Origin of the sequence: Citrobacter sp. Ct235, from assembly GCF_030332305.1 — a bacterium.
In the GTDB taxonomy this organism is placed as follows: domain Bacteria; phylum Pseudomonadota; class Gammaproteobacteria; order Enterobacterales; family Enterobacteriaceae; genus Citrobacter_A; species Citrobacter_A telavivensis.
On the sequence record NZ_JAOWIC010000039.1, the window covers coordinates 318499 to 335591 of the forward strand.

The 17093-nt window shown below is 52.4% G+C and carries 14 protein-coding genes and 1 tRNA gene; 1 reads left to right on the plus strand and 14 read right to left on the minus strand.

The genetic code is table 11. The features are described from left to right. Positions 1–66: 66 nt before the first annotated feature. From deaD to OGY35_RS05980, 11 genes are all read right to left on the minus strand, one after another. Positions 67–1959, minus strand: a complete 1893-nt coding sequence (deaD, locus tag OGY35_RS05930) for an ATP-dependent RNA helicase DeaD (protein ID WP_152406135.1) — start codon at positions 1957–1959, stop codon at positions 67–69. Then, positions 1952–2032 (minus strand): protein YrbN, encoded by an 81-nt coding sequence (gene yrbN, locus OGY35_RS05935; protein WP_010723222.1) that lies wholly within the window; start codon positions 2030–2032, stop codon positions 1952–1954. The genes deaD and yrbN overlap by 8 nt, the downstream gene beginning before the upstream one ends. Before the next feature lie 106 nt (positions 2033–2138). Beyond that, positions 2139–3023, minus strand: a complete 885-nt coding sequence (gene nlpI / locus OGY35_RS05940; RefSeq protein ID WP_152406136.1) for a lipoprotein NlpI — start codon at positions 3021–3023, stop codon at positions 2139–2141. A 109-nt stretch (positions 3024–3132) separates the two neighbouring features. Continuing rightward, a complete protein-coding gene (pnp, locus tag OGY35_RS05945) occupies positions 3133–5268 on the minus strand; it encodes a polyribonucleotide nucleotidyltransferase (RefSeq protein WP_152406137.1) in 2136 nt (711 codons plus the stop codon). Positions 5269–5512: 244 nt separating this feature from the next. Next, positions 5513–5782 (minus strand): 30S ribosomal protein S15, encoded by a 270-nt coding sequence (rpsO, locus tag OGY35_RS05950; RefSeq protein ID WP_000059465.1) that lies wholly within the window; start codon positions 5780–5782, stop codon positions 5513–5515. 149 nt (positions 5783–5931) lie between these two features. Then, a complete protein-coding gene (gene truB / locus OGY35_RS05955) occupies positions 5932–6876 on the minus strand; it encodes a tRNA pseudouridine(55) synthase TruB (protein ID WP_286631677.1) in 945 nt (314 codons plus the stop codon). Next, a complete protein-coding gene (gene rbfA, locus OGY35_RS05960) occupies positions 6876–7277 on the minus strand; it encodes a 30S ribosome-binding factor RbfA (RefSeq protein ID WP_042325117.1) in 402 nt (133 codons plus the stop codon). Before rbfA ends, truB begins: the two co-directional genes overlap by 1 nt. A 213-nt stretch (positions 7278–7490) precedes the next feature. Next, the gene (infB, locus tag OGY35_RS05965; RefSeq protein WP_286631678.1) at positions 7491–10181 is read right to left on the minus strand and encodes a translation initiation factor IF-2; all 2691 of its coding nucleotides are present in this window, start codon (positions 10179–10181) and stop codon (positions 7491–7493) included. A gap of 24 nt (positions 10182–10205) precedes the next feature. Beyond that, positions 10206–11693 carry a transcription termination factor NusA gene (gene nusA, locus OGY35_RS05970; RefSeq protein WP_046487985.1) on the minus strand — a complete coding sequence of 496 codons (1488 nt, stop codon included), beginning with the start codon at positions 11691–11693 and terminating at the stop codon, positions 10206–10208. Positions 11694–11720: 27 nt separating this feature from the next. Then, a complete protein-coding gene (rimP, locus tag OGY35_RS05975; protein ID WP_043001756.1) occupies positions 11721–12173 on the minus strand; it encodes a ribosome maturation factor RimP in 453 nt (150 codons plus the stop codon). 207 nt (positions 12174–12380) lie between these two features. Further along, positions 12381–12457, minus strand: a tRNA-Met gene (locus OGY35_RS05980). Between the two features lie 298 nt (positions 12458–12755). On the opposite strand from OGY35_RS05980, the gene argG reads away from it, so the two are divergent. Next, on the plus strand, positions 12756–14099 hold the full coding sequence (argG, locus tag OGY35_RS05985) for an argininosuccinate synthase (RefSeq protein WP_286631680.1): 1344 nt from the start codon (positions 12756–12758) through the stop codon (positions 14097–14099). A 60-nt stretch (positions 14100–14159) separates the two neighbouring features. On the opposite strand, the gene OGY35_RS05990 is transcribed toward argG, so the two are convergent. The 3 genes from OGY35_RS05990 to dctA form a co-directional block, all read right to left on the minus strand. Continuing rightward, positions 14160–14840, minus strand: a complete 681-nt coding sequence (locus OGY35_RS05990; protein WP_152406141.1) for an oligogalacturonate-specific porin KdgM family protein — start codon at positions 14838–14840, stop codon at positions 14160–14162. 190 nt (positions 14841–15030) lie between these two features. Next, the gene (locus OGY35_RS05995; protein ID WP_178823968.1) at positions 15031–15726 is read right to left on the minus strand and encodes an RraA family protein; all 696 of its coding nucleotides are present in this window, start codon (positions 15724–15726) and stop codon (positions 15031–15033) included. Positions 15727–15740: 14 nt separating this feature from the next. Next, the gene (dctA, locus tag OGY35_RS06000) at positions 15741–17039 is read right to left on the minus strand and encodes a C4-dicarboxylate transporter DctA (protein ID WP_152406143.1); all 1299 of its coding nucleotides are present in this window, start codon (positions 17037–17039) and stop codon (positions 15741–15743) included. Positions 17040–17093: the final 54 nt, after the last annotated feature.

A 17093-nucleotide genomic window follows, 5' to 3' on the forward strand; every position in this document is an offset into this window, starting at 1 on the left:
AATAAAAAAAGCCCCGATGATTTTATCGGGGCTGTATCTATTACTTTACGTCAGTAAACGAAAGGTTTACGCGTCACGACGACGGCTGGTACCGTCTTCACGACGTGGCGCACGACTACCTTCACGACGTTCGCCGCTGAAACGACGACCATCACCACGACCGCCTTCACGACGCTCACCGCCGAAACCGCGACCGCCTTCACGACGTTCGCCGCCGAAGCTACGACCACCGCCACGACGTTCAGTGTGCGGCTGGGCATCGCCCACTAACTGCATGTTCATCGGTTTGTTAAGGATGCGGGTACGCGTAAAGTGCTGCAGTACTTCACCCGGCATACCTTTCGGCAGTTCGATGGTGGAGTGCGAAGCGAACAGCTTGATGTTACCAATGTAACGGCTGCTGATGTCGCCTTCGTTGGCGATCGCGCCAACGATATGACGCACTTCTACGCCGTCATCACGACCCACTTCAATGCGGTACAGTTGCATATCACCAACGTCACGACGTTCACGACGCGGACGGTCTTCACCGCTGCGTTCTGGACGGTCGCCGCGCGGGCCACGATCGTTACGGTCACGCGGACCACGATCGTCACGGTCACGGAATTCACGCTTCGGACGCATCGGCGCATCTGGCGGAACGATCAGAGTACGTTCGCCCTGTGCCATTTTCAGCAGAGCGGCAGCCAGCGTTTCGATATCCAGCTCTTCGTCTTCCGCTGTCGGCTGCAGTTTAGCCAGCAGCGCACGGTACTGATCCAGATCGCTACTTTCCAGCTGTTGCTGTACTTTGGCCGCAAATTTTTCCAGACGGCGTTTGCCCAGCAGATCTGCGTTCGGCAGTTCAACTTCCGGAATGGTCAGCTTCATGGTGCGTTCGATGTTACGCAGCAGACGACGCTCGCGGTTCTCAACGAACAGCAGCGCACGGCCTGCACGACCCGCACGACCGGTACGGCCAATACGGTGAACGTAAGACTCGGAATCCATCGGGATATCGTAGTTTACCACCAGGCTGATACGCTCAACGTCCAGGCCACGGGCCGCAACGTCGGTCGCAATCAGGATATCCAGACGACCATCTTTCAGACGTTCCAGCGTCTGCTCACGCAGCGCCTGATTCATGTCGCCGTTCAGCGCGGCGCTGTTATAGCCGCTACGCTCCAGCGCTTCAGCCACTTCCAGCGTCGCGTTTTTGGTACGAACGAAGATAATCGCCGCATCAAAATCTTCCGCTTCCAGGAAACGCACCAGCGCTTCGTTCTTACGCATACCCCAGACAGTCCAGTAGCTCTGGCTGATGTCCGGACGGGTAGTGACGCTGGACTGAATGCGCACTTCCTGCGGCTCTTTCATAAAGCGACGGGTAATGCGACGAATCGCTTCCGGCATGGTGGCAGAGAACAGAGCGGTCTGATGACCTTCCGGGATCTGCGCCATGATGGTTTCAACGTCTTCGATGAAGCCCATGCGCAGCATTTCGTCAGCTTCATCCAGAACCAGACCGCTCAGTTTAGAGAGGTCCAGGGTGCCGCGTTTCAGGTGATCCAGCAGACGACCCGGCGTACCGACGACGATCTGCGGCCCTTGACGCAGGGCGCGTAACTGCACGTCATAACGCTGGCCGCCGTACAGGGCAACCACGTTCACGCCGCGCATGTGTTTAGAGAAATCCGTCATGGCTTCGGCAACCTGAACCGCCAGTTCGCGGGTCGGTGCCAGCACCAGGATTTGAGGTGCTTTCAGCTCAGGATCAAGATTGTTGAGCAGCGGTAAGGAGAACGCTGCAGTTTTACCGCTACCGGTCTGGGCCATGCCCAGTACGTCACGACCGTTCAGCAAGTGTGGAATACACTCAGACTGGATCGGTGATGGTTTTTCGTAACCCAGATCGTTAAGGGCTTCAAGGATAGGAGCCTTCAGGCCCAGATCTGCAAAAGTGGTTTCGAATTCAGCCATGTAGTACGTGTGCCTCAAAATTAATGGCGGCCAGTCTACATAACTCATCATGAAATTGATCTGCAATTTTCATTGAAAAGTGTGAACCGGCTCAAAGTAGGTGTATTAACGAACAACAACGCCCTCACCCGTGAAGGTGATGGCAATCAAAAAAGATTACGGGCTGATGTGTACGTCAGCTATTGCTGGTCCGATTCTGCCAGGTCATCTTGGTCCTGGCCCAGGAGCGATAATTCCAACAATGCATATCGGTGCTCAACAAAGTTATGAACGTTGTTAGCCACCGCCAATTTGAACAATGCCGTAGCGTTGTCCAAATCCCCCAGACTTAGGTAGTACTTACCTAAATAGAAGTTGGTTTCACTGAGATGCTCAGCGAGCGAGGTGTTATCCGTTGCGTCCGCCTTGAGCTTTTCCATCAGCGATGCTTCGCTAAGGTTGCCCAGGTAGAACTCGACAATGTTCCATCCCCATTGTTCTTTATCCGATTTCTCGAAGCGCTGTTTCAGCGCGACTTTTGCCTGCTTCTCATCGAGCTTCTGCTCAGCGAGATAAAGCCACAGGCTGCGGAAAGGATCATTGGGATCGTCTTGATAAAACGCCAGCAGATCATCTTGCGCTAACTTGTCGCGACCGCCGTAATACAATGCGATACCGCGATTTAAGTGCGCGTAGTTGTAAGTTGGATCAAGCTCAAGTACAGAATCAAACGCTTCATAGGCAGCATCAAAATTGCCTGCCTGCGTTAAATAAATGCCTAAGTAATTGAATACTTCAGGCATATCGGGTCGGATTGCCAACGCTTGTGAAAAATCATTTCGCGCTAATGCCCTCAGACCGAGACTATCATACAACACTCCGCGCTCATATAAAAGCTGTGCGCGTTCGTCATCGGTTAAAGCCCGACTGGCAAGAATTTGTTCCATGCGTGCCAGAATCACTTCCTGCTGCAAAGTCGGTTGCAATGGTACTGCGAGGACTTCACTCTTACGCCAGGTGGAATTACTGCATCCAGCCAGCGTGAGTGCTGTTGCCACGAAACACCAGCGCAAAAAAGGCGTCATTTCCCACTCCCGAAGACAACGATTAATTGAACGTCCTGTTCCCCGGTTGCTAACAAGGCGTCCTGCCAGGTTAAAAGCCCTCCGCAACCGCGGAGGGCAAATGGCAACCTTACTCGCCCTGCTGGCTAGCCGGAGCTTCCGGTGCAGCCGCTGGCTGAGATTGTTCAGTTGCTTCTTTAATGCTCAAACGTACACGGCCCTGGCGATCGACTTCCAGAACTTTAACCGGTACTTCCTGGCCCATCTGCAGGTAATCGGTCACTTTCTCTACGCGCTTATCCGCGATCTGAGAGATGTGAACCAGACCTTCTTTACCGCCGCCGATGGCAACAAATGCGCCAAAGTCAACGATACGGGTCACTTTACCATTGTAGATACGACCGACTTCGATTTCTGCCGTGATCTCTTCGATACGACGGATAGCATGTTTCGCTTTCTCACCGTCGGTCGCCGCGATCTTCACAGTACCGTCATCTTCGATTTCGATGGTGGTGCCGGTTTCTTCGGTCAGCGCACGGATCACAGAACCGCCCTTACCGATCACATCTTTGATCTTGTCCGGGTTGATCTTGATGGTGTGGATACGCGGAGCGAACTGAGAGATGTCGCCGCGCGGCGCGTTGATCGCCTGTTCCATCACGCCCAGGATGTGCAGACGCGCACCTTTAGCCTGGTTCAGTGCAACCTGCATGATCTCTTTGGTGATACCTTCAATTTTGATATCCATCTGCAGTGCAGAGATACCGTCGCGGGAACCCGCTACTTTGAAGTCCATATCGCCAAGGTGGTCTTCGTCGCCCAGGATGTCAGACAGTACGACAAAGTTGTCGCCTTCTTTCACCAGACCCATTGCGATACCCGCAACAGCAGCTTTGATTGGCACGCCTGCATCCATCAGGGCCAGGGAAGCGCCGCACACGGAAGCCATGGAAGAAGAACCGTTAGATTCGGTGATTTCAGACACCACGCGAACGGTGTACGGGAATTTGTCAGCTTCCGGCATAACAGCCAGCACGCCGCGCTTCGCCAGACGACCGTGACCAATTTCACGACGCTTTGGAGAACCGACCATGCCGGTTTCACCTACGGAGTACGGAGGGAAGTTGTAGTGGAACAGGAAGTTGTCAGTGCGCTCGCCCATCAGTTCGTCAAGAACCTGCGCATCACGTGCGGTTCCCAGCGTTGCGGTAACCAGCGCCTGCGTTTCACCACGGGTGAACAGTGCAGAACCGTGAGTACGCGGCAGTACGCCAGTGCGCACGTCCAGGCCACGGATCATGTCTTTTTCACGGCCATCGATGCGCGGCTCACCGGCCAGTACACGGCTACGCACGACATTTTTCTCGATCGCGTGCAGGATTTCACCCAGTTCGTTAGCGTCCAGGGTTTCGTCTTCAGCAACCAAAGTCGCGATGGTTTCAGATTTGATCACGTCAACCTGAGCATAACGCTCTTGTTTGTCGGTGATACGGTAAGCATCGCTCAGGCGAGATTCAGCCAGTGCAGCAACGCGCGCGTTCAGCGCTTCGTCTACAACTTCCGGCTGCCAGTCCCAACGCGGTTTACCCGCTTCTTTCACCAGATCGTTGATCGCCTGGATAACCACCTGCTGCTGATCGTGGCCGAACACCACGGCGCCCAGCATTTGATCTTCGCTCAGCAGTTCCGCTTCGGATTCAACCATCAGTACGGCAGCTTCGGTACCGGCAACCACCAGATCCAGCTTGCTCTCTTTCAGCTCGTCCTGAGTCGGGTTCAGTACGTACTGGTCATTGATATAACCCACACGTGCCGCACCGATTGGGCCGTTGAACGGAATACCGGACAGAGACAGTGCAGCAGAGGCACCAATCATCGCCACGATATCCGGGTTAACCTGCGGGTTAACGGAAACGACGGTCGCGATGACCTGAACTTCGTTCACGAAACCTTCCGGGAACAGCGGGCGAACCGGGCGGTCAATCAGACGCGCGATCAGGGTTTCGCCTTCGCTTGGACGACCTTCACGACGGAAGAAGCTACCTGGGATACGACCAGCAGCGTAGGTACGCTCCTGATAGTTAACGGTCAGCGGGAAGAAGTCCTGACCCGGCTTCGCTTTTTTCTGGCCGACAACGGTAACAAATACCGCAGTGTCGTCCATGCTAACCATAACAGCGGCAGTAGCCTGACGGGCCATCATGCCGGTTTCCAGCGTAACGGTATGCTGACCGTACTGGAATTTACGAACGATCGGATTAAGCAAAATAATATCCTTTCAAATTTTAGGCGACACAAACTGAATCGCCGTTAATACCCGATCTTCTGCGCATCCTCGCGACTAATGACAACCCTAACCCATACGATATTGGGTAAAGCCTCTCATTAGCCGCGCGAACCTCTGCAACGGAAGATCATTCATAGCAACAATACAATAGTTTCCAGTGAATTGCTGCCATCTGCTTGAAAAAAGGGGCCATGAAGGCCCCCTTTTACGAAACTCGCAAGAATTAGCGACGCAGACCCAGACGCTCGATCAGCGCGGTGTAGCGTGCAACATCTTTACGTTTCAGGTAGTCGAGCAGTTTACGACGCTGAGAAACCATGCGCAGCAGACCACGACGGCTGTGGTGATCTTTTTTGTGCTCTGCAAAGTGGCCCTGCAGGTGGTTAATCTGTGCAGTCAACAGCGCAACCTGAACATCGGTAGAACCGGTGTCGTTTGCATCACGACCGAACTCAGAAACGATTTTAGCTGTAGCTTCAGTACTTAGAGACATTTTAAAACTCCAAAGTATTAAGTATGAAAGGACGCCGATCTCTAATTCAGCGTTCCCAGTGTACGCCGTGCGAACTGTTAAAAAATTCACGCAACGTTAAGCGGCAGTATTCTACTCGTAGCGCCTTCTTATCGCAAGACGAACCCGTGCTACGCCGGATACTCCACCACTAATCGGCGAGGAGCCACGCGACCTTCGTCGTCGATCTCGCCCATGCCGATAAATTTACCGTCATCACCTTCCGTAACACGAACCAGCCCTTCCAGCGGCGCGCCGTTCGTGCGAACGGGGTTGCCGTTCTTAAAGTAAACTGAAGAGGTTAACGGCAAATTAACAACAGGATAGTCCGAAGCCGGACTGTCCATTGGCATCAGCAGCGGATCAAGCCACTGTGCTGCCGGAATCCCCTGTTGTTCAGCCTGTTCGACCATTTCACGCAGACGCTCCAGCGTGACCATCCGATCCACCGGATATTTGCTGACCGTCAGGCGACGCAGGAAGATCACGTGCGCGCCGCATCCCAGCTTCTCACCCAGATCGTCAATAATGGTGCGAATATAGGTGCCTTTCGAGCAGTGCACTTCCAGCTCCAGTTCATCCCCTTCATGGCGGATAAACAGCAGCTCGTAAACGGTAATCGGTCGGGCTTCGCGCGGCACTTCAATGCCCTGACGCGCGTATTCGTACAGCTTTTTACCCTGATACTTCAGCGCCGAATACATCGACGGCACCTGTTCGATATCGCCGCGGAACGTATCCAGCGCGGCGGCCAGCTGTTCAGGGGTGAAGGTGACCGGACGCTCCTGCACAATTTGCCCATCGGCATCGGAGGTGTCTGTACGCTGCCCCAGACGGGCAATCACCCGATAACGCTTGTCGGAATCCAGCAGATATTGCGAAAACTTGGTCGCTTCCCCGAGGCAAATCGGCAGCATACCGGTCGCTAGCGGATCCAGCGCCCCGGTATGCCCGGCGCGGTTGGCGTTATAGATGCGTTTGACTTTTTGCAGTACGTCATTGCTGGACATGCCCTGCGGCTTATCCAGCAGCAGCACACCATGAATGTCGCGACCACGACGACGAGGACGACTCATTAGTCCTCCTTGCTGTCGTCCGGGTTTACACGACGTTCTTCGTCATGTTTAACCACGTTGGTCACCAGGTTGGACATCCGCATCCCTTCCACCAGCGAGTTATCGTAGAAGAAGGTCAGTTCCGGCACGATACGCAGACGCATCGCTTTACCCAACAGGCTACGGATGAAGCCAGACGCTTCCTGTAACGCTTTGATGCCCGCTTTAATCGCGTTTTCATCTTTGTCATTCAGGAAGGTGACATACACTTTGGCATACGCCAGATCGCGGGACATTTCGACACCCGACACGGTGGTCATCATGCCCAGACGCGGGTCTTTAATTTCACGCTGCAGGATGATTGCGATCTCTTTTTGCATCTCCTGTCCTACGCGCTGCGGGCGACCAAATTCTTTCGCCATAATAAATTCTCCAGACAAAAAAGGGGCCTTGAGCCCCTTTTAAAAATTATTGCCGGGTGGCGCTTTGCTTACCCGGCCTACGCAAAACAATCTTCTAAGTATTTTGGGTTGCAACAAGGCGGCAAGCGCGTGAATCCCCGGAAGCATAGATCACTATGCGACCGGGGTGAACGAGCGCAGCCAACGCAGTGGCGGCCCAAAAGACGACGAAGATTACGCGATGGTACGCTGAATCTCGATGATCTCGAACACTTCGATCATATCGCCAACGCGAACGTCGTTGTAGTTCTTCACGCCGATACCACATTCCATACCGTTACGGACTTCGTTAACGTCATCTTTGAAGCGGCGCAGGGATTCCAGCTCGCCTTCGTAGATAACCACGTTGTCACGCAGTACGCGGATTGGGTTGTGACGCTTAATCGTCCCTTCGGTAACCATACACCCTGCGATGGCACCAAATTTCGGAGATTTAAATACATCACGAACTTCAGCCAGACCGATGATCTGCTGTTTCAGTTCCGGAGACAGCATACCGCTCATCGCCGCTTTCACTTCGTCGATCAGGTTATAGATGACGGAGTAGTAGCGCAGATCCAGGCTTTCAGATTCAATCACTTTACGTGCAGAGGCATCCGCACGAACGTTGAAGCCCACCAGAATCGCGTTGGACGCAGCGGCCAGGGTCGCGTCGGTTTCGGTGATACCACCGACACCAGAACCGATGATCTTCACTTTCACTTCGTCGGTAGACAGTTTCAGTAAGGAGTCGGAGATCGCTTCCACAGAACCCTGAACGTCGGCCTTCAGCACGATGTTCACTTCGTGAACTTCGCCTTCGGTCATGTTGGCGAACATGTTCTCGAGCTTAGATTTCTGCTGACGAGCCAGTTTCACTTCACGGAATTTGCCCTGGCGATACAGCGCAACTTCACGTGCTTTCTTCTCGTCACGTACGACAGTCACTTCGTCACCGGCAGCCGGAACACCGGATAGCCCCAGGATTTCCACCGGAATGGACGGACCCGCTTCCAGCACTTCCTGACCCAGTTCGTTACGCATCGCGCGAACGCGACCGTATTCGAAGCCGCACAGTACGATGTCGCCTTTGTGCAGCGTGCCTTCACGCACCAGTACGGTAGCAACCGGACCACGACCTTTATCCAGGAAGGATTCAATGACCGCACCGCTTGCCATCCCTTTACGTACCGCTTTCAGTTCCAGAACTTCGGCCTGCAGCAGGATTGCATCCAGCAGCTCGTCGATACCGGTACCTGCTTTTGCAGACACGTGCACAAACTGGCTCTCACCGCCCCACTCTTCCGGCAGGATGCCGTACTGGGACAGTTCGTTTTTAACGCGATCCGGATCGGCTTCCGGCTTATCGATTTTGTTCACTGCAACCACAACCGGCACACCCGCCGCTTTCGCGTGCTGGATAGCTTCGATGGTCTGCGGCATCACGCCATCGTCTGCGGCCACAACCAGAACCACGATATCCGTTGCCTGCGCACCACGAGCACGCATGGAGGTAAACGCGGCGTGACCCGGGGTGTCCAGGAAGGTGATCATACCGTTGTCAGTTTCAACGTGGTAAGCACCGATGTGCTGGGTAATGCCGCCCGCTTCGCCAGAGGCCACTTTCGTTGAACGAATGTAGTCCAGCAGAGAGGTTTTACCGTGGTCAACGTGACCCATGATAGTCACAACCGGCGCACGCGGTTCAGCCGCAGCACCTGTGTCACGGTCGCTCATTACCGCTTCTTCCAGCTCGTTCTCACGACGCAGGATGACTTTGTGGCCCATCTCTTCGGCAACCAGCTGTGCGGTTTCCTGGTCGATCACCTGGTTGATGGTCGCCATTGCGCCCAGCTTCATCATCGCTTTGATGACCTGGGAGCCTTTAACCGCCATCTTGTTCGCCAGATCGCCAACGGTGATGGTTTCGCCAATCACAACGTCACGGTTAACCGCCTGCGCTGGCTTCTGGAAGCCCTGCTGCAGTGCGGAACCTTTACGCTGTTTGCCGCCTTTACCACCGCGAACCGCGGCACGCGCTTCTTCACGGTCGGCTTTGGATTCAGCGTGTTTGTTGCCTTTCTTCGCCGGACGCGCCGCTTTCGTGCTGCGACTACGGCCACGACCGCCTTCTACTTCACGATCGTTTTCGTCTTCGGCCTGGCGAGCGTGCTGAGAAGTGGTGACATGATAATCGCTCTTATCTTCTTCCACTTTTTCCTGCTCGGCCCATACGCCCGCGTTCTCTTCCGCCATACGGCGAGCTTCTTCCGCAACGCGGCGCGCTTCTTCTTCAAGCTTGCGACGTGCTTCTTCTTCCGCTTTACGCTTCAGCTCTGCAGCTTCATTCTCACGGCGGGCTTTCTCGGCCTGGGCGGTTTTGGTCATATCGTCAGTCTGTTGATTGCTCACTTTGTCTTTTTCCGCAGCTTCACGTTTCGCTTTATCAGCGGCGTCACGCTTAGCTTGTTCTGCGGCCTCACGGTCAGCTTTTTGTTGCGCCTCGCGTTTGGCCATTTCTTCTGCCTCACGACGGGCTTGCTCTTCCGCTTCACGCTGCGCTTGCTCTTCCGCAGCAAGGCGTTCGGCCTCTTGCGGATCACGTTTCACAAAGGTGCGCTTCTTGCGGACTTCGATTTGTACCGATTTGCTTTTTCCACCGGTACCAGGAATATTCAGGGTGCTACGCGTTTTACGCTGCAGCGTAAGCTTATCCGGGCCAGAACCATTTTCACGGTTCAGGTGCGCCAGTAAAGTCTGTTTTTCTTGTGCGGACACAGAGTCATCAGCAGACTTCGGGATACCGGCATCAGCAAATTGCTGTACCAGGCGATCCACGGAGGTCTGTATCTCTGCGGCCAGCGCTTTTACGGTTACATCTGTCATGCTGTTCCTTCCTGCTACAGTTTATTACGCTTCGTCGCCGAACCAGCAAATATTACGGGCAGCCATAATCAGCTCACCGGCTTTTTCGTCGGTCAACCCTTCGATATCAGCCAGATCATCAATGCCCTGTTCGGCGAGATCTTCCAGCGTACAAACACCACGGGCAGCCAGTTTGAAGGCCATATCGCGATCTAATCCTTCCAGATTCAGCAGATCGTCAGCCGGCTTGTTATCACCGAGGCTTTCTTCCTGGGCCAGTGCCAGAGTGGTCAGTGCGTTTTTAGCACGCTCGCGCAGTGCTTCAACGGTCGGCTCATCAAGGCCGTCAATTTCCAGCAGTTCTTTCATTGGCACGTAGGCCAATTCTTCCAGAGTTGCGAACCCTTCTTCAACCAGAACTGTGGCGAACTCTTCATCAATATCGAGATATTTGGTGAAGGTATCGATCGCGGCATGTGCTTCAGCCTGATGTTTAGCCTGGAGGTCATCAACGGTCATCACGTTGAGTTCCCAGCCGCTTAATTGCGAAGCCAGGCGGACGTTCTGACCATTACGTCCAATTGCTTGCGCCAGGTTACCGGCTTCAACGGCGATATCCATGGTGTGTTTATCTTCATCCACCACGATAGACGCAACGTCAGCAGGCGCCATAGCGTTAATGACGAACTGCGCCGGGTTATCATCCCACAGGACGATATCGATGCGCTCACCGCCCAGTTCGGTCGAGACCGCCTGAACGCGCGCGCCGCGCATACCGACACACGCACCGACCGGGTCGATTCGCTTGTCGTTGGTTTTCACTGCGATTTTCGCGCGAGAACCAGGATCACGGGCAGCGGCTTTAATTTCGATCACTTCTTCGCCAATTTCCGGCACTTCAATGCGGAACAGTTCGATCAGCATTTCCGGCTTGGAGCGGGTGACGAAAAGTTGCGCGCCGCGTGCTTCCGGGCGAACAGAGTAGAGAACGCCACGAATACGGTCGCCTGGGCGGAAGTTTTCACGCGGCAGCATATCTTCACGCAGGATCACGGCTTCAGCATTGCTGCCCAGATCCAAAGAGATGTTGTCGCGGTTCACTTTCTTCACCACGCCGGTGATGATTTCACCTTCGTGTTCACGGAACTGATCGACAACCATCGCGCGTTCAGCTTCACGAACCTTCTGCACGATAACCTGTTTTGCCGTCTGGGTCGTGATACGGTCAAAAGTCACAGATTCAATCTGATCTTCAACGTAATCGCCCAGGTTCAGGCTTTCGTCTTCATAACGCGCGGCTTCCAGCGTGATTTCTTTCGTCGGCTGGGTCACTTCTTCCACGATCACCCAGCGACGGAAAGTGTCAAAATCACCGCTTTTACGATCGATTTCTACGCGAACGTCAATCTCTTGTTCATATTTTTTCTTTGTCGCTGTAGCCAGCGCACTTTCCAACGCTTCAAAAATTTTCTCGCGTGGCAGCGCCTTTTCATTGGATACGGCTTCAACAACAGCCAAAATTTCTTTGTTCATCGCGGGCTTTTCACCTCATCCAGACTGTTAAAAGTGGGGAACCAGGTTCGCCTTCTGGATATTACTCAGCGCGAACACTTCATCTTTTCCTTCGACTGTGACAGTGATCATTTCACCATCTACCGCTTTGATAACGCCCTGCCATTTACGGCGGTTCTGTACCGCCATGCGGAGTACCAGCGAAACTTCTTCACCCAGGAAACGCACATAGTGTTCAGCAGTGAACATTGGGCGGTCGAGACCCGGTGAGGAGACTTCCAGGTTGTAAGCCACAGTAATAGGATCTTCAACGTCCAGTACTGCGCTCACCTGATGGCTCACATCAGCACAATCATCAACATTGATGCCATCTTCACTATCAATATAGATGCGCAGTGTGGATGTGCGACCGCGAATAAATTCGATGCCGACCAGCTCATAACCTAAGGCTTCAACTGGTGCTGTAATCATCTCTGTTAATTTTTGCTCTAATGTGGACAAGCCCACCCCCAAGACATAAAAAAAGGGCCTAAAGCCCAGTTATTCTGTAGTCAGATAACAAAAAACCCCGATAAATCGGGGCTTTAGATAACTGAACCCTATAACCGCAACTGCGGTCTGGAGAACCTTCCGAAAGAATTTTTTTCAAATCCAGCTACGAAGGCCATAGTCTTCACAGTATATTTGAAAAAGAACTCTTAGGGAAAGTGGTTGCGGGGGCCGGATTTGAACCGACGACCTTCGGGTTATGAGCCCGACGAGCTACCAGGCTGCTCCACCCCGCGCCTGAAACGTGGCAAATTTTACTCGTTTTGGGTAAAAGATGCAAATACTGTTGGGATTTGGTACCGAGGACGGGACGTAAAATCTGCGCGTATTATATTGATTAACTCCCCATTGTGTCAACCTTGTTAACGACATAACCTGAGACGTCGTCGTCAGCGTTATTTGTGGAAAAAAGCACGAAACTCTTCCTGTCTCCGTAAAAAGATGATTAAATGAAAACTCATTTATTTTGCATAAACATGCACTGAAAGCAGAAAGCCGATCTCACCATCAGTCTATCAAGCAGGGTTTTATTTTATGACGACGATTCTCAAGCATCTCCCGGTAGGTCAACGTATTGGTATCGCTTTTTCCGGCGGCCTGGACACCAGCGCGGCACTGCTGTGGATGCGACAAAAAGGGGCTGTCCCATATGCATATACTGCGAACCTGGGTCAACCAGACGAGGAGGACTATGATGAGATCCCTCGTCGTGCAATGGAATACGGTGCAGAGAACGCTCGCCTGATCGACTGCCGTAAACAGCTGGTTGCTGAAGGTATCGCCGCGATTCAGTGTGGTGCATTCCATAACACCACCGGCGGGCTCACTTATTTCAATACTACACCGCTGGGCCGTGCAGTCACCGGCACCATGCTGGTTGCAGCGATGAAAGAAGATGGCGTCAATATCTGGGGCGATGGCAGCACCTATAAAGGAAACGACATCGAGCGTTTCTATCGCTATGGCCTGCTGACCAACGCCGAATTGCAGATTTACAAACCATGGCTGGATACCGACTTTATCGATGAGCTGGGCGGCCGTCATGAGATGTCCGAATTTATGATTGCCTGTGGATTCGACTACAAAATGTCCGTCGAAAAAGCCTACTCCACGGACTCCAACATGCTCGGCGCGACGCACGAAGCCAAAGACCTCGAATTCCTGAACTCCAGCGTCAAGATAGTCAACCCGATCATGGGCGTGAAGTTCTGGGATGAGAACGTGAAGATCGCAGCGGAAGAAGTCACCGTGCGTTTCGAACAGGGCCACCCGGTCGCGCTGAACGATAAAACCTTCAGTGATGATGTGGAAATGATGCTGGAAGCGAACCGTATCGGCGGACGTCACGGTCTGGGGATGAGTGACCAGATTGAAAACCGTATAATCGAAGCCAAAAGCCGTGGCATTTACGAAGCCCCGGGGATGGCGCTGCTGCATATCGCCTACGAGCGTCTGCTGACGGGTATTCACAACGAAGATACCATCGAGCAGTATCACGCCCACGGTCGTCAACTGGGTCGCCTGCTGTATCAGGGCCGTTGGTTCGACTCTCAGGCACTGATGCTGCGTGATGGTCTGCAGCGTTGGGTCGCCAGCCAGATTACCGGTGAAGTGACTCTGGAACTGCGTCGCGGCAACGACTACTCGATCCTGAATACCGTGTCCGACAACCTGACCTACAAGCCAGAACGTCTGACCATGGAAAAAGGTGACTCCGTGTTCTCACCAGACGATCGTATTGGGCAACTGACCATGCGTAACCTGGACATCACCGATACCCGCGAGAAGCTGTTTGGCTATGCACAGTCCGGCCTGCTTTCAGCCTCTTCAGCAACAGGTTTGCCTCAGGTCGAAAACCTGGAAAACAAAGCGAAGTAACGGGTTTAAAATCTGAAAAAGGCCGCGAAAGCGGCCTTTTTTTGGGTCGTGTCGCCTACATCAGAATGTATATTGCAACCCTAAGCGATATCGACTTTCGCGATCGTCTCGTATCGGGGATACCGCAACATTTCCCACCTCGACATAGGGCGTCCATTGCGCAGAGGCTTTCCATGCAATTCGGCCATTATATTCATAATCCTCTTTCTTATTATCATACTTGATTGCGTCGCTGTGCTTATAGACGTAATTGGTTTCAAAGGTGAGCGTGTTCCACCGATATCCCAGCCAGATATCGCCTCGGTTAATATGTTCGTCATCTTTGCCCGCGCTGGTATCCCGCGCATACTCATAACGATACCGTGCGGAAAGATAGAACCCCGAATCAAAGTTATACCAACCGCGTAAGTACGGTTTATAGATTGTTTTAGACGACGTGGTTTCGAACTCTACTCCGGGTTGTAAATCGATTACCGGAGTCAGTTTGTACGTGTAATTGAGCGAGTATTCGCTACCGTTGTCGACAATATCTGAAAACGGTTTATCTGTTGAATCTCCACCCGATTTAAATTTCCCTTCAACAAAGAATCCCACACCATTCGCAAACCGATGCGAAACCTGAATCCTGTCACGGTGAACTTTATTATCGTCGAGATACTCATGCCTGAAATCAAGCATGACCGCAGTCGAAGAAAATGCTGTCGTGAATAAAAAGAGGCTTAATACAATATTCCTTTTCATAATATTACCCTGTGATATTTATTTTTTAAAAATACCAATTTCAGAATTGGTTGCAGGGGAAATACGCAGCCGTAATTAAACCGTTGCCAGATAACGTCAATAATTCTATTGACTCACGTTCTTAAACGACCAGACGTATTTATGCTTATCATCACTCAATAAGGAGACGTTTCCTTTACAGCAACAACCGTTAACGCCAGATATCTTCAATAATTTCACATTGCTTACTGGCGAGATCCCTGTCCACCCAACTGCGGTCAGCGTTACCCGCCCGGGTTGCCAGCAATTTTTTACTGTCAAAAAGCTGATATTTTTCAGCTTCTGCCAGAAGTGCTCGCGCATCTTGTCGGGCAATAACAATTACGCCATCACCATCGCCGACAATGATATCCCCCGGCATTACCGACATACCGCCGCAGGATATCGGCACATTAATCTCCCCCGGTCCGTCCTTAAAAGGACCCGCAGGCGTACTTCCCGTCGCGTAAACCGGAAATTCCATCGCCTGAATACTGTATAAATCACGCACAGGACCATCCAGAACGATCCCGCTGGCCTTACGCGTTTGGGCATACGTAATCATGATCTCACCCATCAGCGCCTGGCTATTACCGCCATCATTGGAGACCACCAGCACATCACCCGGTGTCAGGATATTTAATGCCTTATGGACCATTAAGTTATCACCGGCACGGGCTTTCACTGTCAGTGCCACCCCAACCATGTTGTCTTTACATGGCAAAGACAGTCGACGGATAGTGCTGTTCATCGCACTGAGTCTTCCCATGCAGTCGGCAATATTCGCGGCCGGGATAGCTTTAAATGCAGCAATCAGCTCCGGGTCCGGAAGATGACGCTGAGTAAATACTCTGAATCCATTGCTCATACTCTTTCCTCCTTTTATTTGAGGGTCTCAGAGCGATATTCCACCGCTGAGTTTTTTGACTGCGTATTAAGCGTCTGGCGCATTTGTTCTTTATCAAGAACACCGTCCCATGCAGACACCGCAATGGCTGCAATACCGTTACCGATCAGGTTGACAATCGCCAGTCCGGTTCCGACAAAACGGTGGATACCCAGAATAAGAACCATCCCGGCGACAGGCACGACGGGCAGAACAATCAGGGTACTGGTTAACATGACAAATGCCGCACCCGTCACGCCTGCCGCGCCTTTAGAGGTCAACATCGCAACAAGGATCAAGATCATCTGGCTGGAGAAGGAAAGTTCCGTATTCGTCGCCTGGGCGATAAACAGGATGGCCATCGTCATATACAGGTTGGTGCCATTAAGATTGAACGAATACCCTGACGGTATGACAAGCGCCACTACCGGTTTTGGGCACCCCATCCGTTCCACTTTTTCCATCAGGTGAGGTAAGACGACCGATGAAGAACCCGTCCCCAGAATGATCAACAGTTCTTCTTTGATAAACCGGAGATAAGCGAACAGGCTGAAACGGCAGACGCTGGCGACAGCACCATAAACAACGACCACAAAAACAATCAGCAGCAGATAGAATCCGAAGACCATTTTGACCAGCGGGATCAACGACGCAAGCCCATAGGCGCCGATGGTATACGCAATGGCGCCAAATGCCCCAATTGACGACAGTTTGGAGATCAGATGCACATTATGGAAAAAGACGCGGGACGCACTTTCAACAAACTGAAATACCGGACGCCCTTTCTCACCGATGGCTGACAAAGAATAACCAAACAGAATAGACACCATCAGAATGGCCAGCACATTCCCCGAAGAGAAGGCGCTTACAAAGGTTGATGGGATAATCCCCATCACGAAAGTCACCACGTTCACCTCTTTGGCGCTCTCGGTATATTTGCTTATCGCTGAGGTATCCAGAGTGGAAAGCTCAACATTAAATCCGGCGCCAGGCTGGATAACATGGCCGCCAATCAGACCGATAATTAAGGCGACAATCGACATGACCGCAAAATAGATCAATGCCTTGCCGCCCACCCGACCCAGTTCTTTCATATCGCGCATCCCGGCAATGCCGGTGACGACGGTACAAAAAATGATCGGGCCAATGATCATGGCGATCAACTTAATGAAGCCATCGCCTAATGGCTTCATTTTTACTGCCAGATCCGGAAAGAAATAGCCAAGAGAAACACCAATCACAATCCCAACTATTACCTGAAAATAAAGTTCTTTATAAAATGGTTTGCTGGTCATCTTATTCACCTCCACATTTCAATGTGGCTTCAGTAACCTCTGAACACTCAAATC